We start from the raw sequence: 23,026 nt of genomic DNA, 5'->3' as shown, positions 1-23,026 counted from the left end.
GGTACATTTCAATGAGCGAAAGTTTCGCAGATCTGTTTGAAGAAAGTTTAAAAACTATCGAAATGAACGCCGGCGCAATCGTCACCGGTGTCATTATTGATATTGATAAGGACTGGGTAACCGTTCACGCCGGACTGAAGTCCGAAGGTGTGATCCCAAAGTCCCAGTTTATTGATGACAACGGTGAGTTGGACATCAATATTGGCGATGAAGTCCAGGTTGCTCTCGAAGCCGTAGAAGATGGTTTTGGTGCTACTCGCCTGTCCCGTGAAAAAGCGCGCCGCGCAGAATCTTGGATAGAGCTGGAAGCCGCTCACAAGGCGGATGAAGTGGTTACTGGCATAATCAGTGGCAAGGTCAAAGGTGGCTTCACGGTTGATGTCAATGGCCTGCGGGCTTTCCTTCCCGGTTCCCTGGTTGATGTTCGCCCGATTCGCGATACCGCTCATTTAGAAGACAAGCCTCTCGAATTCAAAGTCATCAAGCTTGACCAAAAACGTAACAACGTCGTGGTATCACGCCGTGCCGTAATGGAAAAAGTGAATTCTGAAGAGCGTGATGAACTGCTCGCGAAACTGGAAGAAGGCATTACCCTGAAAGGTATCGTCAAGAACCTCACCGATTACGGTGCTTTTGTCGATCTTGGCGGTATTGATGGCCTGCTTCATATCACGGATATGTCCTGGAAGCGTATCAAACACCCCAGTGAAATTGTCAATGTCGGTGATGAAATTGATGTCAAGGTGCTGAAGTTTGATCGTGAACGCAGCCGCGTGTCACTGGGCATGAAACAAATGGGTGAAGATCCCTGGGCCGATATTTCCGGTCGCTATCCCGAAGGTGCCCGTGTCAAAGCAGTCGTTACCAACCTCACTGACTACGGTTGCTTTGCCGAGCTGGAAGATGGTGTTGAGGGTCTGGTCCACGTTTCCGAAATGGATTGGACCAACAAAAACATTCATCCCTCCAAGGTTGTTCAGTTGGGTGATGAAGTTGAGGTCATGGTGCTGGATATTGACGAAGAGCGTCGTCGTATTTCACTGGGTATCAAGCAGTGTCATATGAATCCTTGGGACGAATTCGCCATGAATCACAGCAAGGGTGAAAAAATCTCAGGCAGTATCAAGTCAATTACCGACTTCGGTATCTTTATCGGTCTGAACGGTGGTATTGACGGACTGGTTCACCTCTCCGATATCTCCTGGCACGAAACCGGTGAAGAGGCGGTACGCAATTTCAAGAAAGGTGATGAAGTTGAAACAGTGATACTTTCCATTGATCCGGAAAGAGAGCGTATTTCCCTGGGTATGAAACAGTTGTCGGATGATCCCTTCTCTAACTACGTCACTGAGAATGACAAAGGTGCGATCGTCAATGGTGTTGTCAAGGACGTGGATGCCAAGGGTGCAGTGGTGACTTTGAGCGGTGATATCGAAGGTTATTTAAAGGCCTCTGAAATCTCCCGTGAAAAGGTCGAAGATGCCCGAAACGCTCTGAATGTTGGTGATGAGGTGGAGGTCAAAGTGATTAATGTGGATCGCAAGAACCGCTCTATCAACCTCTCTATCAAAGCCAAAGATGTCGCTGAGGAAAAGGCGGCTATCAAAGAACATCGCAAGTCTGAAACAGATAATATTGCACCGACTACTATCGGTGATCTGATCAAGGCCCAGATGGACACCAAAGAGAAGTAATGATTAGATTGGGGTAATGGCGACATTGCCCCTTTTCTTATGAAATCAGAACGTTATGACAAAATCAGAATTAATTGATTATATCGTTACCCAGCAGGATCAACTCCCCCCCAGGGATGTGGAAATTGCCGTGAAAATGATCCTTGAGCGTATGACCCATGCGCTTGTGAATAATGATCGCATTGAAATTCGCGGTTTTGGCAGCTTTTGTCTGCATTATCGTGCCCCCAGGGTTGGGCGTAACCCCAAAACTGGTGATTCGGTTAAGTTGTCGGGTAAATATGTTCCTTATTTCAAACCTGGCAAAGAGCTGCGTGAACGCGTTAACAGCAGTCTCGAGGCAGGTTGAGTCTGTGGGGCAGATGACACGATAAACAAGACCAACCATCGGTAGTTTGGTTACAATAAACGGCAAGTATTTTGACTTGCCGTTTTTTTATGGGGATTTTATGGCATTGCTAAAGAAGCTCTTTTTCCTGTTGATCGGTTTGGCGGCAATTCTGCTGGGTATTGGTCTGGTATTAACCAACCCGGACGCCATTACGATTGATTTCTTTGGTTATGAGTCTGGACCGTTACCCCGGGGCCTCTGGCTTTTGGCAGCACTTTTTACAGGCTGCCTGACTGGTATACTTGCCAGCCTGCCGATGCTGCTACGACTCCGGCGACGCGTCCATGTGCTAAATCAGCAGCTCATCAAATTGAGAGTGGCTCCCGCCCGCGCTAAAAACAAAACGGAGTAGCCCAATACCCTACATGGTAGATCACTTATTAATTATCGGGTTATTGCTGTCTTTTCCGCTTTTCTGGTTTGCCGGTTATACCCGTGGTAAGAGCAGACGTTTGGCGAACAGTGAGAGAGACCTTGCGCGCCATTATTTCCAGGGTATCAATTTCCTCCTTAACGAACAGCCGGATCAGGCTATCGATACCTTTATCCGTTCTGTCGAAGTCACACCCTACACCTTAGAAACGCATCTGGCGCTGGGGAATCTGATGCGGCAACGGGGTGAAATAGAACGGGCCATCCGGGTTCATCAAAATTTGCTTTCTCGACCCAATCTCAATAACGAACAGTCGCAACAGGCTCATTTGGAACTGGGTAGGGATTTTTTGAAGGCGGGTTTATTTGACCGTGCAGAACGCCTGTTTTTGGAGTTGGCGGAAGACCCGGGCAGTGATTTTCGGCAGGTATCGTTGCAACACCTTGTTCAAATATACCGTGGTGAGCAGGAATGGGATAAAGCTATCCGCGCTGCCGGTATGATGGATAAGAAGCGCTTTTCACGGTCTGTGGGCAAGCTCGACATTGAGCAGGCGCAGTTCTGTTGTGAACTGGCTGAACAAGCGATCGGCATGTCTGATTTGCTACAGGCCAGACGTCATGTTAAAGCAGCGCTCAAGTACAATAAGAATTCAGCCAGAGCGACTATGCTTTGGGGGCGTCTGGAAATGCACGCATCAAACAGCCTCGAGGCACTGAAACGCTTCAGCATGATTCCCCGGCAACAACCCGAATATTTGCCTGAGATTCTCCCACTTGTCAGGCAGTGCTACGAACAACTTGGTGATGAATCCGGACTTCTAGTGCAACTGCAGTCCTGGCTAAAATCCTATCCCGGCACCAGTTTGCTGCAAATGGTGGCAGATGTGATGGTGAAACAGTGTGGAGAGCACCGGGCAAGAGGTTTTTTAATGGACTATTTGCGAGAGTACCCGTCCATCAGGGGACTGCAAACCTTGCTCAGAATTTCCCCCAACAGAGGTGCCGGAGAAGAACAAGAGCAGCTTAATCTGCTGCAGGGGTTGTTGGACAGTTTACTGGCGCGCCGTTCGCAATACCGCTGCGTCCAGTGTGGTTTTAGCGGTGCTCAGCTCCACTGGCTCTGCCCCCAATGCCTGCGTTGGGAAACAGTTCAACCTGTTCGGGGTATCGATGGCGAGTGACCACTTGCCAAAGTCACTATTTTTAAAATGAGAATGACTCATGACACACGTTACTGACAGTAAGGTAATTGTCGCACTGGACTATAATACAGTGGCTGCAGCAGAGCGATTTGTGGCCGACGTGTCCCCCGATCTGTGCAAACTGAAGGTGGGGAAAGAGCTTTTTACCCGTTCGGGTCCACAGTTCGTTACCACCCTGGTCAACCGGGGATTTGATGTTTTCCTGGATTTAAAGTTTCACGACATACCGAACACGGTTGCAGCTGCAGTCAAGGTCGCTGCTGATCTCGGTGTATGGATGACCGATGTGCACGCCTCCGGTGGCCGTCGGATGATGGAGGATGCCCGGTTGGCCAGTGACCAATCCGGTACCAATATGCTGTTGATAGCAGTGACCGTATTAACCAGTTTCTCTGCAGAAGATCTCTCTGAATTGGGTATCGGGTGTACTCCGGAACAGCAGGTGCACAGATTGGCAGCCATGGCAAAGGCTTCGGGTATGGATGGTGTTGTCTGCTCTGCGATGGAAACCCGGGGCCTCCGCAATTTGCTCGGTAACGACTTTACCCTGGTGACACCGGGTATTCGTCCTGTGTCGGCAGTGGCTGATGACCAACGGCGGGTTGTCACTCCTGCACAGGCGATTGCCAACGGTAGCAGTTATCTGGTGATTGGCCGGCCAATTACCCAGTCACCGAATCCGGTGAAGGCGCTACTTGCCATCAATCGGGAAATTTTGCAAGATTGATCGGGCGGTACAAGATGTACCGTTTCTATGAAATGGAGTGCCTCTGGCACAAGGAGTTCGACATGAAAAATGTAAAAATACTTCCCGGCGTTCTACTGTTGTCCCTGCTTGCAGTGTTACCGTTCTGGCAGGCAGTTACAGCGGATGAGACGTCATCCCAGGAGATGATGCAGCAACCTGTGATGGTCAATATTAATACCGCCACAGCCGATGAGCTATCCAGTATGCTAAAGGGTATCGGTGAGAAGCGAGCTATGGCAATAGTGGCTTACCGGGAGGAAAACGGCCCATTTACGACGGTGGAACAGCTACAGTCGGTTAAGGGCGTGGGTGAAAAGGTTCTGGAGCAGAATCGTGCTAACCTTTCGGTGAAGTAGTCTATACCGAAAACCCCAGAGGCCAGCCTTTTGGCTGGCCTTTTTCGTTGATTGAAGAGACTCAGTATGAGCGGCCTGACTGACTATATACACCTGCTGGAAAGGTTGGATCGATCGAATCTTGGGCAGTTGAGAGCAGTCCTCAGCGAGGATGTGTTTTTTTCTGACCCGTTCAATCAAGTGAACGGTGCCGATGCTTATCTGGCACTTTTGAGTGAGATGTTTGAGCGGCTGGACAGTGTGAGTTTTACCGTTCACGACAGTCAGCAACAGGATGCTGTCGCCTATTTGTATTGGACGTTTTCTGGCCACAGTGGTGTGACCGGTTGGCTGAACTTTCAGGGCAGCAGTCGATTGACCTTTGATGTATCTGGCAAAATTGACCGCCACCAGGATTTCTGGGACAGCGCCGACCTCTACGAGAAAGTGCCTGTACTGGGTGCCCTGTTTCGCTGGTTGAGACGACAGGTTGCTTTTCGGGAGCAATGACGTTTTATCAGTTGAGCCCTATTGTCATTGCTAGTCACTCTGGTGTTCCAGTACGAACAGTCCCACATTAATGGCACCTTCTTTAAAACCCCCTTCGCAGTAACTCAGATAATAGCGCCACAAACGGTAGAAACGCTGATCAAAACCCAGGGTACTGATTTGCGCCCAGCGTTCCTCGAAACGTTCCCGCCAAAGTTCAATTGTCCTGGCATAGCACCCACCAAACATTTCCTGATCGACAAGACAAAAGCCATGCTGTGAGAACTTTTCTTGCAGGGCCATCACACTGGGCAACATCCCACCGGGGAAGATATGACGCTGAATGAAGTCAGCTTGCTTGCGGTAGACCTCAAAGCGCTTTTCATCGATGGTGATAATCTGCAGCACAGCCCTGCCACCGGGTTTTAATACGCCTTTAAGTTTTTTGAAGTAGCTGTCCCAGTGCGCTTCACCCACTGCCTCAAACATCTCAATCGAAACGACCCCATCGTACTGTCTCTTCAGGTCTCGATAATCGGTCAAACTGATTGTGACCCGGTCTGCCAGACTTGCTTTGGTGAGCTTGTCTTCCGCCCAGCGCTGCTGCTCCGAAGACAGGGTGATACCGTGAACCCGGACGTTAGCGGTTTCGACAGCCTGTAGGGCAAATTCACCCCAGCCACAACCAATTTCCAGCAGCTGATCCTGCTCTCTGGGTGACAGCAGCTGGAGAATACGTTGATATTTTTTCGTCTGAGCCTGTTGCAGGGATTGCCGATGATCATCACCAAACATTGCCGCAGAATACGTCATACCGGGGTCGAGCCATTCCCGATAAAAATTGTTTCCCAGATCATAATGCGCAGCAATATTCCGCCGGCTACCCCGGCGCGTATTGCGACGGCTCCAGTGATAGAGGTTATAGAGCAGGTCATTGACATAACCGGCTTTCGCCATGCTGTTCAGGGTCGGTTCATTCTGAATCGCCCAGCGGATCAGGGCGGTTAGATCGGCGCTGTCCCACTCACCGCCCAAATAACTGTCGGACCAGCCATTGGTGCCACCAAAGAATAACCGGAGGAGGGGAGCCATTGAGTAAAGTCTGACAGAGGCCACAGTGTCACCCTGACCAAACAGGTGCCTGTGGCCACTGGGGAACTGCATTGACAGTACCCCCTGACAGTGAGCCAGTTTTCTCCTCAACAGCCGGATAATTTGTGTTTCCAACCACGCTGGTGAACTCGTCGGTTGCCTTGGGGTGATACCGTCGGCATCGAGGTCAGAGCCGTTCATGGTGCAATACTCCATCTTTGTCCCGCCAGCTATAATCGCGGGTGTTCTTTGTAGTCTTTCTGGGCTGCAGGGGTAACCCCTTCAGCCACAGGCGCAATGCCTGCCAGTGAATGGCACCGATAATTTTCAGGGTCATTAGTGGATGGCTGAAAAAGAGCCATAGCAGGGTTGCATCGTTGAGTGTCCGATACTGGCCGTTGAAGGTAGCCAGCAGTACATGGTTGCCGGGCTTGTCTGCCCGGTCGTTGGATTGCCTTATGAAAATAGATACCTGATTTTGATCGGGTGGCTGAATCCGGAAGCGGTAATGGCTTTCCATCGGCATGAACGGGCTGACGTACATGGCTTTCTCGGCCCGCTGGTCTACCAGGGTGTCTTTCCGCTGTGGATCCACCGGAATCAGGTAGGTATGCTTTTGTTTGAAGGTGTTGCTGACTTCATAGAGCACAGCTGACAGCTGCTGTTGGTCGTTGTAGCAGAAGTAGATACTCAGTGGATTAAACACGTATCCCAGTATTCTCGGATAGCAAAGCAACCTGATATGAGCAGTGGCATGATCAAAACCGCACTCGGTCAATAGTCGGCCTATTTGTCCCTTCAGGCCTGATTCCCCATTGCCGTGATCTTTCTCGTGAAAGGAAAACAGATTGAAACGATTAAGGGAAAAGAGCCGAAGTCGGCCATCCAGTGTTTTCAGTTCATCGAGGTCAAGATACAGCGAGAAAACCCGATAGGTAAACCGGTGTTTTTTCGGGCGCAGACGCCGATGCTTGACCTGGCCACTGTACAGGGCCGATTTCAGTTCCTCAGACACAGTACAATTCCACAGCAGTGTTGGGCAGTGAGCCAGTGTGGATTTCAATCCGGGAATTCGGCTCTTCCAGTTGCCAGGGGCGGACAACACCACCCAGCGCTTCGGCGACAGCCAGCCCGGACTGCAAACCGTCCTCATGGAAACCGTAACCGAAATAGGCGCCACAGAACCAGGTATGCTGTTTGCCCTGCAGTGACCAGAGTTGTTTCTGGGCGGCCAGCGAGGATTGATCAAACGCGGGGTGGTCGTAAAAAAAACTTCTGATAATCGTGCCGGACCTGGGCATTTTCAGCGGGTTTAAAGAGACCATTACCGGTTGTTCGGTCGCGAGTGGCTGGAGTTGGTTCATCCAGTAGCTGACGGAAACTTTCCTTTTCTGGTCGCTGATCAGCTGCTCGTTTTTGGATGCAGGTTTGTTGCTGGTCAGATAATTCCAGCTGGACCAGACCTGCTTGCGTTTTGGCATCAAATCGGTGTCCAGATGAAGAAAAGCCCGGTTGCGCTGGTAGGGAAAACAGCTGAGCAGGGCCTGCTCTTCGGTTGTCGGGTCAGCCAACAGGGCAAGTGCCTGATCACTGTGGCAGGCAAAAACGACGTCATCGAATATTTCCCGGTTGCCGTGAATGTCGTCCAGAGCTACCTGTTCCCCCAGTCTTGTGACGGACTGAATACGGGTATTCAATCGAATGGAACCCTGCAGCGCGGCAGCAATTTTATCCACATATTGACGACTGCCACCGACTACCGTACGCCATTGTGGCCGGTTATTTACCTGGGTCAAACCGTGATTGCTGCAAAAACGCATAAAACTCAGGGCGGGATAATTCAGCATTTTGTCGACAGGTACTGACCAGATTGCCGCGCCCATGGGCAGCAGGTGGTTGTTGATAAAGGATTTGCCGTAACGGTGTTTTTCAAGCAATTCCCCGAGGGAAAGGTGCTCAAGCTCGGCCTTCTGGAGCAATTTTGGTGATTGCCGATAAAAGCGCAGCAGATCGGTCACCATTCCCCAGAAGGCTGGTCGGAACAGGTTCCGTTTTTGTGCCAGCAGCCCCGACAGACCACTGCCGGAATATTCGAGCTCTCCTCCGTTCACTGACACGGAAAACGACATGTCGGTTTCACAGGTTGTTACCCCCAACTGCTCAAAAAACTTTACCAGGTTGGGGTAGTTGACGGGGTTATAGACAATGAATCCGGTATCTACGCTGATGGCCCGTTTGTCCAGATCAAAGGTTACGGTATTGGAGTGTCCCCCGAGTCGATCATCCTTTTCAAATAGCGTCACATTCTGTGATCTGCTCAGTAGCCAGGCACAACTCAAACCCGAGATGCCCGAACCAATCACCGCAATATTCTTGCGGGGTGGGGCGTCTTGCACTGAATTTTTCGGGGTGGAGGTCTTCATTGTTCAGTCCGTACCAAATGGGTTGCTGATATTACGCAGGAAGTACGGAGAGGGATCACCCTTTTATTTGGCTTTATCGTGCGCGGGCGCTAATCTCTGTGATCTATCGAGACTGATCACACGTAAGGAGAGTCATGCAAGACCAACCGCCGGGAGATGAAGCGTTGAGTGTCGTGGCATTAAGAGCAGAAAAGACATCCGAGACACCGGCGAAAGACTGGTCTGCAATGTTGGCAGAACTAGCCATTTCCCGTGACCGACAGTTGTTTATCCGTCTGTTTCGTCACTTTTCGCCCAGAATCAAAGGTTACATCATGAAACTGGGCCTCACGGAAGCCACCGCTGAAGAATTGACTCAGGAAGCCATGTTGTCCGTCTGGCGAAAAACCCATCTGTACGATCCTGGCAAGGCCGCTGCCAGCACCTGGATTTACACCCTGGCGCGAAACCTGAGCATTGACTGGATGCGCAAACAGAAATATCCCGAATACGATCTGGATAGCTGGCATGAAGAGGCGGGTGAGCCCGCTGTGCTGGAGTTGGCTGAGCAGGCTGTCATGTCTGATCAGGTGGCCATGGCAATTCGTCAATTACCCGATAATCAGGCACAGGTCATTATTATGTCTTTTTACGAGGGGCGCTCCCATTCGGAGATTGCCGACAGGCTGTCGATTCCCCTGGGTAGCGTCAAATCCAGAATTCGTCTGGCATCGGAAAAGTTAAAACAGGCGTTGAGAGGTAATCATGACCATTAATCATCATCTCGATGAGGCGACTCTATTCAGTTATGTGGCTGGCGCTTTGGCTCAGGGTCCCGCCCTTGTGGTCGCCTCACACCTGGCGATGTGTGGCATCTGTCGTCGACGGTGCCGCGAACTTGAAGCAATCGGCGGCGCATTGCTGGAAAACATCTCCCTGGCGGCGGTCAGTGACAATACTCTGGCATCGGTGCTGAATCGACTGAATCAGGAGGATATACCCAAAATTGCTGCGCGGCCGGCCTCTGTGGCAAACAGTGAAATTCCGGCACCACTGGCCAGCTATGTGGGGGATTCACTGGAGGATCTGTCCTGGAAAAAGCTGGTGCCGGGCGTCTGGGTGCATGACTTGCCCGGCCAGGGCAAGGGCATGACCCGTCTGTTGCGTGTCGCACCGGGCAAAGCCGCCTTACCCCACAGTCACCGGGGCAGTGAGCTGACCCTGCTGCTGCGGGGCTCCTATTCCGACGAAGTGGGGCGGTTCAGTACGGGCGATGTTGCCGATCTGGACGATCAGATTACTCACCAGCCACTGGTGGATAGCGATCACGATTGTATATGTCTGATCGCCACGGAGTACCCACTCCGCTATACCACGCTATTTGGCAAAATTACCCAGCCGCTTTTTGGTTTCTAGGAATGGCTTGACTTGCCAGTCTTTACAAACTGTTCCACAGAATTGGCGACAAGGAAACCCTCAGTGAAACTCGTCTGGTTCCGCAACGACCTTCGCATAGTTGATAACCCTGCGCTGTTCCGGGCCTGTGACGATGCCGCCGGTCAGGGCGTACTCGCTGTGGCGACCATCTGCCCCTCGCAGTGGGCCAGTCACGATGAGTCCCCGGCGAAAGTGGAATTCTGGTTGGCCAACTTGCGGGATCTTCAGCAACAACTGACGGCGCTGGGGATTCCGCTCAAGTTGGTCCATGTGGATAGCTTTGCCGACCTGCCAGGAAAGTTGTTATCACTCGCCGAGCAACTTCACTGTGATGGCCTTTATCTCAATCGTGAGTATTGCCTGAATGAAAATCTTCGCGATAAACAGGTCGTCGCCAGATTTCGCGAAGCCGATATTCCGGTTTACGGCCTGCACGGTGATCTGGTATTTGCCCCGGGAAAAGTTATGAACGGCCAGGGCCTGCCATTTCGGGTATTCACACCTTTCAGCAAAGTCTGGCGAAGCCTTTTTACCGAGCAGCACCCTGTGCCACTGCCGGCACCTCCGGTACAATCTTCGCCGCCTTTACCGAACGGTTTGGTCGCCGATGTGATTCCCGACAGGGTGGATTATGCGATCAATAATGGCAGCCACTGGATTCCGTCGCTATGGCCAGCGGGCACAGAATCTGCTCATACTCGATTGACGGATTTTGTTTCGATTCGCGTAGAGGACTATGCCGCTGACCGGGATTTCCCCTCGCTGGACGGCACCTCGACACTATCCCCCTATCTCAGTTGTGGTGTGATTTCTCCGCGCCAGTGTCTGGCGGCACTGGCGGCCGCGTCAGAAAGCACGAGCTGGCTGGACAACCAGTGGGTGACCGAAATTATCTGGCGTGAGTTTTACCGCCATCTGCTGATGCATTTCCCGGACATGAATCGCTGGCAACCCTTCAGACCCGAGGTTGAATCCCGTATCCGCTGGCTGGACGATGATCGGTTATTTGCTGCCTGGTGTCAGGGCGAAACCGGTTTTCCAATTGTCGATGCGGGCATGAAACAGCTGCTGGCGACGGGCTGGATGCACAATCGCCTGCGCATGATCACCGCCTCTTTTCTGACCAAGCTGTTACGGCAGGATTGGCGGAAGGGCGCCTGTTTCTTTATGAATCACCTGATAGACGGGGACTTTGCTTCCAACCTGGGTGGTTGGCAATGGAGTGCATCGGTGGGAGCGGATGCCGCACCGTACTTCCGTATTTTCAGCCCCATGCGCCAGGCCGAGCGGTTCGATCCAAAAGGTGACTACGTGGCGCACTGGTTGCCTGAACTCAAGGAACTGAAGGGCATGCAGCGACACGACCCGGCATTTGCCGCTAAAGTCGGGCGACCCGCGCCCATCATCGATTACAGTAAGGCCAGGGCTGCCAGCCTTGCGGACTACCAACGGCAGTAGTTGTTCGGTCCTGTTCTACCAGCGTGTCCCGTTTTAACAGATTGGCAGCGCAGCCCATCAGGATTTTTTTGTGTCGATCGCGCAACTATTGCCGAACCCCCTTTGACAGGCACGGCGGTACCGTCTCCTTGCAAAATGTTCGTAGGCCCAACCCAGTAGCGGCGTCAGGTGAAGGTATTCAACGGTTCGGGCCAGATGCTGATAAACAGGTAGAGCGTGCCACAGGGCGAGGAATGCCTCGGCCCCCCGGGTCACGTTGCCGGCCCTGTCGATTACATGAAACCGGCGCATGGCTTCGTCCAGTGTGATGCCGAACTCATCGAGGAGCTCGGTGCCCTTTGAAATGTCATCCCAGACAAGCTGACCGGTATGATCCCGCCTGATGTAATGGTGTATTTCTTTTTGGCAGAGGGGGCAGTTGCCATCGTAGAAGACAATCACCTTGCCCGGTTTGTTCAGCGCCAAAGGGAAGGTATTCCCGATTTTTGTATCGGCCAAAGCTGCTTTATTCGTCATCCTGGTACGCCTAGAGATTGATGGAAACAGTTTTAAGGCTGGTGAGCAGTTTGTCGGCCAGATAATTGGCGCTCAGCCATGCCCCTTCGCTGCCGGTACTAGTAGCCAGCCAGTCCGAGCAGACACCAATCCTGTTTTTCGGGCACCACAGATAGTCGGCGGAGTCAGCAGACCCGTGCCTGGCGTATAGCCAACGGTGGGTGCGCAGTGCGGCAATCTCCAGAGGCTCCTCCATGATGGATTGGAAGGCTTTAATCAGCTCGGCGCCCACCTGTTTTGGAGCGAACGCTTGATGAACTTCGCTCCACTGTGGGTTGGCTTCCAGCAGCCAGGTTTCAGCAAATGGCCCGGCGCTACGCCCGGGTTTGCTGCTGTTGCAGATGGCCCTCGCCAACAGCGGGTGTCTGCCGCTGAAAAGATCAACCGATTTTTTGGTCTTCTGACGTAAACCCAGAGCCACCACCCATGTAGGTATCGATTCTGCAGATCTTGCCACTTCGGCAAAGCGGGGTATTGTGGCCAGTAGCGGTTCGGCCTGGGGTGCCGGTGTTGTGACAATCACAGCCTGATGGGTATTCAGCAGTTGGCCGGCATCGCTTTCGACGGCGACGCCTTCCGAGCCGGGATGCAATTTGCCCACCCGGGTTGAAGAACAGAATACTGCGCTACCCAGCAGGTTGCGTGTCAGGGTGGTCTGTTTTGGTGCTGCCAGATACACCGAAATAGGATCCAGCTCCAGACCGGTAAAGTCCTTGTGGGATGGAGAGAATCGCTGTATTTCGGGTCGATCTTCCAGCCAGTTCCTGAACTTGTCCGAAAGGGGTTCAAACCAGGGTGCGCCGAGGTCCACGATTGCTTCTGAAAGGCCACTACTGGCCTGACGGCCCCCTGTGCCACGACTTTTCTCGTAGACTGTAACCTGATAACCCACCTCCAGTAAGCGCTCGGTCAAGGTGGTTCCAGCCAGACCGGCACCGACCACGGCAATGCTCTGATGTCTCATTGGTATCGTCAACTTGACGTGCTCCGGTTCTGGTGAATGTTATCGGTTCAATTCAAAGAAGTGCCTTGACAGCTTTGCGAAACCGCCGGCTCTCCGGTGAGGTGACACTGCTGAACACATCGATTACTTCGCCTTCGCGGTTGATCAGGTACTTGTAGAAATTCCATTTCGGATAGGTGCCCGATGTGTCACCAAGGTAGGTCCAGAGAGGATCGGCATCACCCTTACGTACGCGGGTCTTGGCGAACATCGGAAATTGCACACCATAGGTGACACGGCAGAAATTCTGAATTTCCTCAGCTGTTCCCGGCTCCTGATTGCCAAACTGATTGGACGGAAAGCCCAGCACTACCAGGCCCTGATCGCCGAATTCACGATAAAGTGCTTCCAGTCCCTCATACTGTCCGGTAAACCCACACTTGCTGGCGGTATTCACAATGATCAGCACCTTGCCGGCGTAGGCCTTGCAAAAGTCCACTGGTTTTTCATCAATCAAATCCGGCACAGTAAACTGGTAAATATTCATGCAGTTGGCCTGTTGGGTGTCAGTGTCTATCGTTATTACTTCCTCCGCCACGGCGATATTGACGCAGAGGATTAACAGAAAAGTGGTCATTACCAGGACAAGTTTGTTCAAGGATGGATGCCTCCTAAAATATCAGCGACATAGTGGGTCCTGTCGCGACTGAACTGTCACCGGCGCAGGCTTCATCGTGGCTGACAATCTGCACCAGTTCAGCGCGGTGCACGCCAGCGGAGCGGCAAAGCTCATAGGCCTCACCCAAATGGCGGCAGGTCACCACCCCTCCCTCGCGGGTCCTGATCAGTTGCTTTCGCAATTGCCCATTATCAAAAAAGGCCACCTGAAGCACCATGGGGGCACAGGCGTTCCGGATAAACCGGACGGTATCCAATTGCCGCATTTTCCGTAATCGCTTCAAAAGCTTGATTGTCATTATTGCCACCTGTTGATGGTGCTGTTGTCTCTGATCAATACGCGCTGTCTGGTTGCCTGGATCAGTGACCGATGATCTGACTGTAGTGGTAAATCGTAACAGTTACATTACAGCGGGAGTTCAAACCTTGTTTTCTGGCATTTCCGAGTGTTTCTGGATCAATCTCACCGGTTTTCAGCTCATCTGGTGGTTGTCTGTGTTATTGGGCAATAGTGCAGTTCCAGTAGTTTTGTTACTACTGGTGCTGCATATCGCTTTTCACAGTCAGCCTCTACGGGAGATTCGTGTATTACTGGTGTGTGCGATATTGGGCTTTACGGTTGATGGTCTGCTTACCCTCGGCGGTGTGTTCGTTTTCAATCAGGGTAGCCCCTGGCCCCCGGTCTGGCTGGTGCTGCTGTGGCTGGGCTTTGCCGCCACCCTGCGTCAATGCCTGCGGTTTTTCTCCAGGCGCCACCTACTCTCCGCAGCCACCGGATCAGTGGCCGGGGCACTGACCTACTGGGCGGCGATTAATCTCGGGGCGGCAGATTTCGGTTTTGCTGTGGTTCCTTCCCTGATACTTCTGGCGGTTGTCTGGATGGCTTTGTTTCCCGCACTGATGTCGCTGGCAGACCGGCTGGGAGGTGATCGTGTACAGGTTTAGTAGGGCACTGCTATCGATATTTTTGTCGTTCTTTGTTGTTTCAGTACAGGCCGTGCCCGTGCCGGACCGGTTGCAGTCTGTCGGCCATGCAGAGCTTCGGGTCTTTTTTATGAAGGTCTACCGGGCCGAGCTATACAGTGTCACCGGACGCTACGAGAAATTACAGGGGCCTCTGATGCTGAGGCTCACCTACCGACGGGATATCAGTAACACCAGACTGGTGAGTGAAACCCGCAAACAGATCGGCGATTTGCCGGACGAGCAACTGGATCGATGGATGACGCACCTGGCCAATATGTGGCCAAACCTGGCAGAGGGCGATGAACTGACTTTTTATATGGATCCGGAGGACCGGGGTCATTTTCATCACAACGGTCAATACATCGGTTCCGTGGATGATCCTGTGTTTGTCAAAGCCTTTTTGAATATCTGGTTGGCAGACGACAGTGCCTACCCAAAACTGACCCGAAAACTTCGGGGAGAACGCTGAAAGAGGAGTTTTTAATGGTCCGCAATGTATCAAAAAGTATTTGTCTCGCTGGCCTGTTATTGGCAGGTTGCTCCTCCACGATCACGGATTACCAGCATGAAACGCCGGAGCTGCACCTGGACAAATTCTTCAACGGCCATCTGGTGGCCTATGGCATGGTTCAGGATTTTCGCGGCAAGGTAATTCGCCGTTTCAGGGCGGAAATCAATGCCTCCTGGCAGGATGGGGAAGGGGTTCTGGACGAACAATTTTTCTTCAATGACGGTGAACAGCAAACCCGCTGCTGGCGACTCACCAAAACCGGCAATCAATATACCGGTACGGCCGGTGATGTGGTGGGTCAGGCATCAGGCACTACCGAGGGCAATGCGATGAACTGGCAATATGTTCTGGAAATTCCTGTCAACGGCAAGGTGCGCCACATCAAGCTGAATGACTGGCTCTATCTGGTGGATGAGAACAATTTGATCAACCGCGCCACCATGAGCAAATTTGGTATCCCCGTGGGTGAGATCACGCTTTACATTCGCCGTGAATCTGATCAACCCGCCAATGATGCCTGGCCAGCCTGTCAGTCCTAGGGTGTCATTTTACTGGATTGTCATTTAGAGCATTATTTTTGAGACGGTAAAGACGATCATGAATGTTAAACAGGAAATGCAAATACCCTGGCACTGTATATGGATTACCGGTGCAGGGCGGGGTATCGGTGCGGCACTGGCACGCTTGCTCTGTGAGCGTGGCGCAACGGTCTATGGTTCTGCCCGGAATCTCGACGAGCTAAACCAGCTGCAGTCATCGCTGGTCTCTGCGCCCGGGAAATTTATTCCGGTTCCCCTGGATATCCGTCGCCCCGCCGAAATAGCCGCTCTGTTTGAACGCTGGGACAGAGAACAACGGTTTCCGGAACTGGTGGTATTGAACGCGGGGACCCACGACCCCGCCAGTGCAGAGGCCTTTTCTGCGCAGCGCTGTCGGAGACTGTTGGATATCAACCTTCAGGGTACGATCAACTGCCTTGATCCGGTACTGCATCGTTACCTTGCGGGCCGAAAAGGCCACATTGCTGTGATGGCCTCCGTCGCGGGCTACCGGGGCCTGCCGACGGCGGCGGCTTACTGTGCCAGCAAGGCGGCGCTGATCAGTCTGTGCGAATCGCTGTACATGGATTTACACGGCACCGGGGTGCGATTGCAGGTGATCAACCCCGGTTTTGTCCGAACACCGTTGACCGATAAAAACACCTTTCAGATGCCCGCACTGATGGAGGTGGACGATGCCGCTGAGGCCATTTATCGGGGGCTGCTGTCCAGTCGCTTCGAGATTGCTTTCCCACGGCGATTTGTGTTCTGGATGAAATTGCTGCGTCTGCTGCCCAATCGGTTTTACTTGTCACTGATGCGCCGGGCGACCCAAAAAACCCTATGAATCCTGTGTTGAAGCCCGCTTGATCGAGAGGCCTGGCTGACTTAAAGATCGTCCGGATTGCAGCCGCTGCAGGGCAGGCCGGCGGATCATGGCCGGCACTGAAACACTGCAGCTGTCACCATCGGTTGTTACTCTGGCTCTCAACCCCGTCTATAGCGCTTCAAAGTGATCTGTCAGCAGGCAGTCATAACGCTGTTTGTCGTAGGCTTTAATCGGCTCGATATCAGCAGCAACGATGATGCCCTGCTCAGCTGCGCTGGCCAGTGCCAGATCCAGATTATCAGGATGTTGCAGAAGCCCCTTGTTGCGTGCACGAACAAATGCCTGCCAGGGTTTGTCTATTTTGAGCAATGCCTGATAGGTGGATTCAACCCGCCCCACAGGATCCAGTGGATCTTCGTTGAGATACACGAATTGGCTCAGTGTCTGTCGCACGGAGTTTGGCTCCATGATCAGGCCGCCGAGTCGGCGAATCTGATGATCATCCGGGGCCCGGTGAATACGCCCCAAAGGAAAGCAGGTGAATGCCAGAATTTTGCCGAGCCACCGCAGAGGGAAGTTATCACAAAATGACAGCAACGCCTGTTGGGCCCTGAACAGGGAGCGCTGCACCGCATAACGGGCGTGTGCTTCTGTAGCATCGTTCTGTTGATTGGCATCGTGGTACTTGAGGACACTGCAGGCAATAAACAGCTCGCTGTGGACGTCGCCAAGGCGGGCGGACAATAGCTCTCGCCGCTTGATATCCCCGCCGAGTATACCCAGAGCTACGTCGGAGCAACTGGCCAGAGCTACGCTCAGATGGTTGATGCGCTGATACCAGCGACGACTGAAATCAGAGGCGTCGTCGGGCACCGGGCTGAAGCGTGCCGCGGTGACGCCATACAGCTTGAGCCGTGCGATATTGCTGAAAATGTGTCCCAGATGTTGCCTGAAAAGGGGATCAAACTCTGCCAGTCCCGCTTGCTCATCGCCATGTTGCAACGTTTTTAATTCGGCATAGAGATAAGGATGGCAACGCATGGCACCCTGGCCAAAAATCATCAGGGAGCGGGTCAGAATATTGGCGCCCTCCACAGTGATGGCCACCGGTACCGAGTGGTACATTGAGCCGAGAAAATTGCGCGGTCCCAATTGAATGGCTCGGCCACCCACCACGTCCATGGCCTGATTGACGATCTGCCGCATCCGCTCAGTGGCATGAAGTTTGGCCATGGCGGTCAGTACCGAGGGCGCGCCATCCGCCAGCCCCCGGGTTACCATCTGCCGCATTGCTTCCAGTGTATAAGCCCCTGCGGCAATTTCGGCGGTGGCCTCCTGAACGCCTTCGAATTTGCCGATTTCCATATTGAACTGGCGGCGGATCCGGGCAAAGGCCCCGACTGTGAGGTAGCACATTTCACCGCTGGCAGTCGCCAATGCCGGCAGGGATACGCCACGTCCTGCGCCCAGACATTCGATCAGCATCCGCCAGCCTTTACCGGCCATTTCAGCACCGCCGATAATCCAGTCGATGGGAATAAACACGTCAGTGCCGCTAATAGGCCCGTTCATGAACGGGGCCCCCGGATTGTGGCGGCGACCAATCTCGACTCCGGGGTGATCGGCGGGCAACAGGGCACAGGTAATGCCGTATTCCACGGTGTCCGGGTCGCCTAGCAAACCGTCCGGATCCCGCAGTTTGAAGGCGAGGCCAATTGCTGTCGCCACCGGTGCCAGAGTGATCCAGCGCTTGCTGAAAGTCAGGCTGAGACCGAGTACTTCCTCGCCGTTATGTTGCCCTTTGCAGACAATACCGAGATCCGGAATCGAGCCCGCATCTGATCCGGCTTCCGGGCCCGTCAGGCCGAAGCAGGGGAGTTCTGTGCCGTTGGCAAGGCCTGGCAACCAGCGCTGTTTCTGTTCTTCTGTGCCGTATTTTACCAGCAGTTCGCCTGGCCCCAGTGAATTTGGCACCATGGCAGTGACCGCGGCCGTGGGCGAACAGCTGGCAATTTTGCTCATGATGCGGCTCTGGGCATAAGGGCTGAAATCCAGCCCGCCAAACTCCTCCGGGATGATCAGACCGAAAAAGCCGTGTTGCCTCAGATAGTCCCAGACTTCCGGCGAGAGATCCTGTCGCTGATGGACCTCCCACTCGTCGATAAGCTGGCAAAGCTCCACCACTTCATTGTCGAGGAATTGTTGTTCCCGCTCACTGAGCCGGGGCAGGGCGATCGCAGCAAACTGATGCCAGTCCGGCCTGCCACTGAACAGCTCTTTTTCCCACCAGGTGGTGCCAGCTTCCAGAGCTTCCTGCTCGGTTTTGCTGATGGTGGGCATGGACTTTCGCAGCATGTGATACATCGGTTTAATCAGCAATTGCTGACGCCACCGGGGATGATTGAGGAGGATGGATACACCGATCGTCACTAACAATATCAGCCACATACCACTGCAGTAGATTGTCAGCAAAATGGTGCCGACCACCATAAACAGGGAGCCGGTTTGCAATGGCGGGCGGTAATAAAATACAGCTGTGAGTAAACCGATAAACAGCAACAGTGATAACAACATAGTCTTTCCACCCTTTTCGGCAGGCTCATGAGGCCTTCTTGCATACCAATGATTGCAACCTTAGACGATTCCGTGCCTCTCGCCCAGTGGTTGTTGTATCATCATGATCGTCTAGGATAGTCTGGATTTTCTGACCTGCAGTGATTTGGCGCAGGTGAGAGAGCATCTCACAGCAATGGATCACCATTGAGTTCCGGCTCGAGCTCCCGGAGCTGACTGCGACCATCGATAAAACAGGATTTTTGTCACCCTTGTCTGCGATCAAACACACACACCTCGAACTCGATAAGAGAGCACTGGCCAATCGTTTTGGCTCCCGTGCGGAGAGTTATGAGGCCGCGACGCCCGTTCAGCAAGTCATGGGACAATGCCTGCTGGACAAAATCCGCAGTGAGCAGCCCAATGTGAATGTTCAGGAAATTCTTGAAGTGGGTTGCGGCACCGGTCGGTTGACCAGGGCGCTCAAAGCCCTGTTTCCCTCAGCGAATATAACAGCCATCGATATTTCACGGGAGATGATCGACCATGCTGCGAAACAGGTGTCGGGGCCTGACTACCTTGTTGTCGACGCTGAAGAGTATCTGCAATCACTGAACAGACGGTTTGATCTGATCGTCTCGAATGCAACGGTGCAATGGTTTGTTCACCTCGATAAGGCTATCGAGAGAATGTGTTCGGTACTTGCTCCAGGCGGATTCCTGGCGCTGGGCACCTTCGCGGAGCGCACCTTCTGTGAGTTGGCAGATGCATTTAACTGTGCCTATCAGAAAAACCAGCTCGCTGTTCAAAATCACGTAGTGCCGATGAAGTCTGTCGATTATCTCCGCCAGTTACTGCCGGAGGCCGAGTTGGTCGAGCGGGATATTCTTGCCCACTTTGCCGATGTCAGGACGTTTTTACAGTCCATTAAAGATGCCGGGGCAGTGAACTCCCAGGCGGGCCAGCGACCGATTCCGCGGACTGTGCTCAGGGATATGCCCCACTACTACGAAGCGCTCTATCAAAAACCCGGTAGTCGCGAAATTCAGGCGACCTATCACACCTGCTTTCTGTTCTATCGCCGGCCCATTGATTAGAGCCCGGCCACAATGTTGTTCAACTCCTATCTTTTCCTGCTGGTTTTCCTGCCACTGGTGTTGGCCGGTTTTTATGGCGTGGGGCAACTTGCCGGGCGTACTGGAGGGTTGCTCTGGCTGGTTGTCGCTTCGCTGATTTTTTATGCCAGCTGGGAGCTGTCCTACCTCTGGCTGTTGCTGGCGTCCCTGTTATTTAATTATCTTGCTGCGCTGCTCATCCGTAAACTGCCCCGTTACCGGCGACTGTGCCTATGGATTGCAGTACTGGCCAATGTGGCGCTACTGTTTTATTTCAAACTGGTCATTGCTGTTTTTGGTGGCAACGGCGCAGCTTTCAGTACGACCCACCATATTCTGATACCCCTTGGGATATCTTTTATTACCTTCCAGCAAATTGCTTTTCTGGTGGACACCTACAAAGGCAAACTTACGGAAGGCAGTGCACTCGAATACGTGCTTTTTATCACGTTTTTTCCGCAGTTAATCATGGGTCCGATTGTTCATTACCGCGAACTTCAGCCCCAGTTCAGAAAGGCCGGGTTGTTTCGCTGGAACCCGGATAACTTCTCTCTGGGAATGTGTATTTTTATTGTTGGCCTTTTCAAAAAAGTGGTGCTGGCAGACAGCATTGCGCCATTTGTCGATGGCGTATACGGGAGCATTGCCCAGGGTGAAAGCATTGCGCCGATCGATGCCTGGGTTGCGGCCCTGGGTTTTACGCTCCAGATTTACTTTGATTTTTCTGCCTATTCGGATATGGCGATTGGTCTTGCCCGGATGCTCAATATCAACCTGCCCATCAATTTCGATGCCCCGTACCGGGCAGTGAACCGTTTTGATTATTGGCGACGCTGGCATATTTCGTTTGGCGCTTTTATGCGCCAGTATGTGTTCTTCCCCCTGGCCCGGGCCAAGACGTTTAAGGTCGGGCATGTGGGTGCCCTGGCGGTGACGACACTGGTGTCGGGTTTCTGGCATGGTCTCGGTGCGACATTTATCGTCTGGGGTGCACTGCAAAGCCTGCTGATGCTGGGGGTACACTACCGTGGGGTCATTGCTGGAAAACTTGGATTATCTTACCGGAAAAGGGGGTTCCCATGGTTTTCGATGTTGCTGACATTCCTGGTGACGGTACTGCTCGGTGTGTTGTTTCGTTCGAGTGATCTGCAGGTGGCATTCGGTATGTATGAGCAGATGATGGTTGCTGTTCAAACCATTTTCGCCGGTGATATTACTGCGCTTTATCAGCATATTGATCGCACATTTGACCGCTGGGTTTTAATCAACCTAGTCCTGATGCTGCTGATTGTGTGGGGGATGCCCAGCACTCGACGCCTGTTTGCCCGGCACTGGACAGCGCTGGACCAGCGCGCCTCGAGTCCCGAAAAAACCGCACCGGATCTGTTGCCCTGGTTTCGGCATCAGGTGTTTGGCCTGAGTCGTCGATGGGCGATTATCATGGCAGCCTTGTTGTGTTCCGCACTGATTTTCATGAGCGGAACCAGTCGCTTTATCTACTACCAATTCTGACCATGAATACTTTCCTCCGTTATTTTTTCTGTTCGCTGGCGGCGATTTTTCTACTTGGTGCCGCACTCAACTTTGCGCTTGATCCATTGGGTTATTTTCGCAACCACGACGTGTATGTCGGCACTTTTTTGGGAGAGCGTGTCTGGGGAGATGATCGAACAGCATACGATTTATCGATCGACACCTATCGACCGGATACCCTCATAGCCGGAAACTCAAGAGTCAAACGTGGCTTCGCTGTAGATGATCGGCACCTATCAGAGCGGTTGGGCATGATACTGAATCTCGGTTTGCCCGGTGCGCGTTTTGACGAGCTGGATCGCTATATACGGATTGTTCTTGAAGACCATGCCGTGCGTCACCTGGTGATCGGTCTGGATTTGGGGCAATTCCTGCGCGGCAAAGAACCTGTTGGTAGCTCCACACCGGGGTACTGGCTCGATTCAGACGGTAATTTCCCGCTCTGGTTAAAAAAACTGGCAGCTGCACTCTGGTCAAAAAACGCTTTTCTCGCTTCTTCCAAAGTGATGCTCAGGGCCCACAATACGACCCTCAATGGTGGTGCAAATCCAGAGACCATGCTGGAGAAACTGGAGGCATCCGGCCATCGACGGATGACGCGCAAGGTCGAGGCACATTTGGCCCGCCGTTATTCAAGGTTTGATCCAGAGGTTTATGTGGAGAGGGTGGTGGCACTGGATGCACTGCTTGCCACTGGCTGCCTGAAAAATACCGAGGTCAGACTGTTCATTTCCCCCATACATATCCGGCAGCTTCTGCTGATCCGGGAAGTGGGCCATCTCGGTCTGTTTTTTAACTGGAAAACGCAGCTCACGGACATGGTCAGTCAGCATCAGAAAAAAGGCTGCCGGGTGACACTGACGGATTTTTCGACGATTTCCCCCTACACCAGTGAGCCATTTCCCGAGCCGGGCGATAAACAGCATCGAATGCAATGGTATTGGGAATCGAGTCATTACAATCATCAAATGGGGCGGATGGTCATCGACCGCCTGTGGAGCAACGACGACAGTCATGATGGATTTGGCAAAAATCTTACTGCTGAAAATATCGCCGGGTGGCTGGGCGAGGAGCGAAACAATCTGAACGCGCTGGTACGCAGTCAGCCGGGGTTGGTAAAGGAAATCAGCGATTTAATTCACTAGGGTCCACCCACAGCTTATTTGTTGCATCTGTTGTGA

The 23,026-nt window shown here is 52.8% G+C and carries 25 protein-coding genes; 17 read left to right on the top strand and 8 right to left on the bottom strand.

The features are described 5' to 3' along the window. The first annotated feature begins 11 nt into the window (after positions 1-11). The 7 genes from rpsA (at position 12) to U740_RS10470 (ending at position 5,255) form a co-directional block, all read left to right on the top strand. Positions 12-1,694 carry a 30S ribosomal protein S1 gene (gene rpsA / locus U740_RS10500; protein WP_036860637.1) on the top strand — a complete coding sequence of 561 codons (1,683 nt, stop codon included), beginning with the start codon at positions 12-14 and terminating at the stop codon, positions 1,692-1,694. A 55-nt stretch (positions 1,695-1,749) separates the two neighbouring features. Next, entirely contained in the window at positions 1,750-2,043 is a 294-nt protein-coding gene (ihfB, locus tag U740_RS10495; protein ID WP_036860636.1) for an integration host factor subunit beta, read from the top strand. A gap of 100 nt (positions 2,044-2,143) precedes the next feature. After that, a complete protein-coding gene (locus U740_RS10490; protein ID WP_051921461.1) occupies positions 2,144-2,437 on the top strand; it encodes a lipopolysaccharide assembly protein LapA domain-containing protein in 294 nt (97 codons plus the stop codon). A 13-nt stretch (positions 2,438-2,450) separates the two neighbouring features. Then, positions 2,451-3,641, top strand: coding sequence for a lipopolysaccharide assembly protein LapB (gene lapB, locus U740_RS10485; RefSeq protein ID WP_036860634.1), 1,191 nt, complete (start codon positions 2,451-2,453; stop codon positions 3,639-3,641). A 40-nt stretch (positions 3,642-3,681) separates the two neighbouring features. After that, a complete protein-coding gene (pyrF, locus tag U740_RS10480; RefSeq protein ID WP_036860633.1) occupies positions 3,682-4,389 on the top strand; it encodes an orotidine-5'-phosphate decarboxylase in 708 nt (235 codons plus the stop codon). 62 nt (positions 4,390-4,451) lie between these two features. Further along, positions 4,452-4,766: a ComEA family DNA-binding protein gene (locus tag U740_RS10475; protein ID WP_036861972.1), complete on the top strand. Its 315-nt coding sequence runs from the start codon at positions 4,452-4,454 to the stop codon at positions 4,764-4,766. Positions 4,767-4,832: 66 nt separating this feature from the next. Continuing rightward, positions 4,833-5,255: a nuclear transport factor 2 family protein gene (locus U740_RS10470; RefSeq protein ID WP_036860632.1), complete on the top strand. Its 423-nt coding sequence runs from the start codon at positions 4,833-4,835 to the stop codon at positions 5,253-5,255. A 30-nt stretch (positions 5,256-5,285) separates the two neighbouring features. On the opposite strand, the gene U740_RS10465 is transcribed toward U740_RS10470, so the two are convergent. From U740_RS10465 to U740_RS10455, 3 genes are read right to left on the bottom strand one after another with little or no spacing between them, the layout of a single operon-like run. Then, positions 5,286-6,527 (bottom strand): SAM-dependent methyltransferase, encoded by a 1,242-nt coding sequence (locus U740_RS10465; protein WP_051921459.1) that lies wholly within the window; start codon positions 6,525-6,527, stop codon positions 5,286-5,288. After that, on the bottom strand, positions 6,514-7,341 hold the full coding sequence (locus U740_RS10460; protein ID WP_036860630.1) for a DUF1365 domain-containing protein: 828 nt from the start codon (positions 7,339-7,341) through the stop codon (positions 6,514-6,516). Before U740_RS10460 ends, U740_RS10465 begins: the two co-directional genes overlap by 14 nt. Then, positions 7,334-8,749, bottom strand: a complete 1,416-nt coding sequence (locus tag U740_RS10455) for an NAD(P)/FAD-dependent oxidoreductase (RefSeq protein ID WP_051921457.1) — start codon at positions 8,747-8,749, stop codon at positions 7,334-7,336. The genes U740_RS10460 and U740_RS10455 overlap by 8 nt, the downstream gene beginning before the upstream one ends. Before the next feature lie 134 nt (positions 8,750-8,883). On the opposite strand from U740_RS10455, the gene U740_RS10450 reads away from it, so the two are divergent. The 3 genes from U740_RS10450 to U740_RS10440 all read left to right on the top strand — a co-directional run bounded on the left by U740_RS10450 (position 8,884) and on the right by U740_RS10440 (position 11,623). Further along, positions 8,884-9,504: a sigma-70 family RNA polymerase sigma factor gene (locus U740_RS10450; protein ID WP_036860628.1), complete on the top strand. Its 621-nt coding sequence runs from the start codon at positions 8,884-8,886 to the stop codon at positions 9,502-9,504. Further along, positions 9,494-10,144, top strand: coding sequence for a ChrR family anti-sigma-E factor (locus U740_RS10445; RefSeq protein ID WP_036860627.1), 651 nt, complete (start codon positions 9,494-9,496; stop codon positions 10,142-10,144). Before U740_RS10450 ends, U740_RS10445 begins: the two co-directional genes overlap by 11 nt. A 63-nt stretch (positions 10,145-10,207) precedes the next feature. Further along, positions 10,208-11,623, top strand: coding sequence for a cryptochrome/photolyase family protein (locus U740_RS10440; protein ID WP_036860626.1), 1,416 nt, complete (start codon positions 10,208-10,210; stop codon positions 11,621-11,623). A gap of 57 nt (positions 11,624-11,680) precedes the next feature. On the opposite strand, the gene U740_RS10435 is transcribed toward U740_RS10440, so the two are convergent. Genes U740_RS10435 through U740_RS10420 form a run of 4 tightly spaced genes read right to left on the bottom strand, consistent with a single transcriptional unit; the run spans position 11,681 to position 14,098 of the window. Further along, positions 11,681-12,139, bottom strand: coding sequence for a thiol-disulfide oxidoreductase DCC family protein (locus U740_RS10435; protein ID WP_051921455.1), 459 nt, complete (start codon positions 12,137-12,139; stop codon positions 11,681-11,683). Positions 12,140-12,149: 10 nt separating this feature from the next. After that, the gene (locus tag U740_RS10430) at positions 12,150-13,142 is read right to left on the bottom strand and encodes an NAD(P)/FAD-dependent oxidoreductase (protein ID WP_036860624.1); all 993 of its coding nucleotides are present in this window, start codon (positions 13,140-13,142) and stop codon (positions 12,150-12,152) included. Positions 13,143-13,194: 52 nt separating this feature from the next. Further along, the gene (locus U740_RS10425) at positions 13,195-13,779 is read right to left on the bottom strand and encodes a glutathione peroxidase (protein WP_456107055.1); all 585 of its coding nucleotides are present in this window, start codon (positions 13,777-13,779) and stop codon (positions 13,195-13,197) included. A gap of 13 nt (positions 13,780-13,792) precedes the next feature. Continuing rightward, the gene (locus U740_RS10420) at positions 13,793-14,098 is read right to left on the bottom strand and encodes a hypothetical protein (RefSeq protein WP_051921453.1); all 306 of its coding nucleotides are present in this window, start codon (positions 14,096-14,098) and stop codon (positions 13,793-13,795) included. Positions 14,099-14,225: 127 nt separating this feature from the next. Between U740_RS10420 and U740_RS10415 the strand changes: the two genes are divergently transcribed. The 4 genes from U740_RS10415 to U740_RS10400 are packed head-to-tail and all read left to right on the top strand — an operon-like array spanning position 14,226 to position 16,662. Further along, a complete protein-coding gene (locus U740_RS10415) occupies positions 14,226-14,744 on the top strand; it encodes a DUF2878 domain-containing protein (protein WP_160172071.1) in 519 nt (172 codons plus the stop codon). Beyond that, the gene (locus tag U740_RS10410) at positions 14,731-15,234 is read left to right on the top strand and encodes a chalcone isomerase family protein (RefSeq protein WP_152556828.1); all 504 of its coding nucleotides are present in this window, start codon (positions 14,731-14,733) and stop codon (positions 15,232-15,234) included. The genes U740_RS10415 and U740_RS10410 overlap by 14 nt, the downstream gene beginning before the upstream one ends. Before the next feature lie 14 nt (positions 15,235-15,248). Further along, a complete protein-coding gene (locus U740_RS10405) occupies positions 15,249-15,815 on the top strand; it encodes a DUF3833 domain-containing protein (protein WP_051921447.1) in 567 nt (188 codons plus the stop codon). A 58-nt stretch (positions 15,816-15,873) separates the two neighbouring features. Continuing rightward, positions 15,874-16,662, top strand: a complete 789-nt coding sequence (locus U740_RS10400; protein WP_051921445.1) for an SDR family NAD(P)-dependent oxidoreductase — start codon at positions 15,874-15,876, stop codon at positions 16,660-16,662. Between the two features lie 150 nt (positions 16,663-16,812). On the opposite strand, the gene U740_RS10395 is transcribed toward U740_RS10400, so the two are convergent. Continuing rightward, complete coding sequence (locus U740_RS10395; RefSeq protein WP_036860623.1) at positions 16,813-19,218, bottom strand: acyl-CoA dehydrogenase; 2,406 nt, start codon at positions 19,216-19,218, stop codon at positions 16,813-16,815. Between the two features lie 251 nt (positions 19,219-19,469). Between U740_RS10395 and U740_RS10390 the strand changes: the two genes are divergently transcribed. From U740_RS10390 to U740_RS10380, 3 genes are read left to right on the top strand one after another with little or no spacing between them, the layout of a single operon-like run. Beyond that, positions 19,470-20,294: a methyltransferase domain-containing protein gene (locus tag U740_RS10390; RefSeq protein WP_036860622.1), complete on the top strand. Its 825-nt coding sequence runs from the start codon at positions 19,470-19,472 to the stop codon at positions 20,292-20,294. A gap of 12 nt (positions 20,295-20,306) precedes the next feature. Continuing rightward, positions 20,307-21,824 carry an MBOAT family O-acyltransferase gene (locus U740_RS10385; protein WP_036860621.1) on the top strand — a complete coding sequence of 506 codons (1,518 nt, stop codon included), beginning with the start codon at positions 20,307-20,309 and terminating at the stop codon, positions 21,822-21,824. Further along, positions 21,740-22,990, top strand: a complete 1,251-nt coding sequence (locus U740_RS10380) for a hypothetical protein (protein ID WP_152556827.1) — start codon at positions 21,740-21,742, stop codon at positions 22,988-22,990. Before U740_RS10385 ends, U740_RS10380 begins: the two co-directional genes overlap by 85 nt. The last annotated feature ends 36 nt before the right edge of the window (positions 22,991-23,026 follow it).

Source organism: Porticoccus hydrocarbonoclasticus MCTG13d (genome assembly GCF_000744735.1).
Classification (GTDB): Bacteria; Pseudomonadota; Gammaproteobacteria; order Pseudomonadales; family Porticoccaceae; genus Porticoccus; species Porticoccus hydrocarbonoclasticus.
The sequence above is the reverse complement of the archived record's forward strand: the minus strand, read 5'-3'. Positions and strand labels throughout refer to the sequence as shown.

Excerpts from the sequence above, each read along its gene's own strand:
- U740_RS10420 (WP_051921453.1), bottom strand. The coding sequence starts at position 14,098 with ATGACAATCAAGCTTTTGAAGCGATTACGGAAAATGCGGCAATTGGAT.
- U740_RS10470 (WP_036860632.1), top strand. The coding sequence starts at position 4,833 with ATGAGCGGCCTGACTGACTATATACACCTGCTGGAAAGGTTGGATCGA.
- U740_RS10380 (WP_152556827.1), top strand. The coding sequence starts at position 21,740 with ATGGGCGATTATCATGGCAGCCTTGTTGTGTTCCGCACTGATTTTCAT.
- U740_RS10490 (WP_051921461.1), top strand. The coding sequence starts at position 2,144 with ATGGCATTGCTAAAGAAGCTCTTTTTCCTGTTGATCGGTTTGGCGGCA.
- ihfB (WP_036860636.1), top strand. The coding sequence starts at position 1,750 with ATGACAAAATCAGAATTAATTGATTATATCGTTACCCAGCAGGATCAA.
- U740_RS10435 (WP_051921455.1), bottom strand. The coding sequence starts at position 12,139 with ATGACGAATAAAGCAGCTTTGGCCGATACAAAAATCGGGAATACCTTC.
- U740_RS10465 (WP_051921459.1), bottom strand. The coding sequence starts at position 6,527 with ATGAACGGCTCTGACCTCGATGCCGACGGTATCACCCCAAGGCAACCG.
- U740_RS10450 (WP_036860628.1), top strand. The coding sequence starts at position 8,884 with ATGCAAGACCAACCGCCGGGAGATGAAGCGTTGAGTGTCGTGGCATTA.
- rpsA (WP_036860637.1), top strand. The coding sequence starts at position 12 with ATGAGCGAAAGTTTCGCAGATCTGTTTGAAGAAAGTTTAAAAACTATC.
- U740_RS10430 (WP_036860624.1), bottom strand. The coding sequence starts at position 13,142 with ATGAGACATCAGAGCATTGCCGTGGTCGGTGCCGGTCTGGCTGGAACC.
- U740_RS10385 (WP_036860621.1), top strand. The coding sequence starts at position 20,307 with ATGTTGTTCAACTCCTATCTTTTCCTGCTGGTTTTCCTGCCACTGGTG.
- U740_RS10455 (WP_051921457.1), bottom strand. The coding sequence starts at position 8,749 with ATGAAGACCTCCACCCCGAAAAATTCAGTGCAAGACGCCCCACCCCGC.
- U740_RS10445 (WP_036860627.1), top strand. The coding sequence starts at position 9,494 with ATGACCATTAATCATCATCTCGATGAGGCGACTCTATTCAGTTATGTG.
- pyrF (WP_036860633.1), top strand. The coding sequence starts at position 3,682 with ATGACACACGTTACTGACAGTAAGGTAATTGTCGCACTGGACTATAAT.
- U740_RS10395 (WP_036860623.1), bottom strand. The coding sequence starts at position 19,218 with ATGTTGTTATCACTGTTGCTGTTTATCGGTTTACTCACAGCTGTATTT.
- lapB (WP_036860634.1), top strand. The coding sequence starts at position 2,451 with ATGGTAGATCACTTATTAATTATCGGGTTATTGCTGTCTTTTCCGCTT.
- U740_RS10400 (WP_051921445.1), top strand. The coding sequence starts at position 15,874 with ATGAATGTTAAACAGGAAATGCAAATACCCTGGCACTGTATATGGATT.
- U740_RS10405 (WP_051921447.1), top strand. The coding sequence starts at position 15,249 with ATGGTCCGCAATGTATCAAAAAGTATTTGTCTCGCTGGCCTGTTATTG.
- U740_RS10475 (WP_036861972.1), top strand. The coding sequence starts at position 4,452 with ATGAAAAATGTAAAAATACTTCCCGGCGTTCTACTGTTGTCCCTGCTT.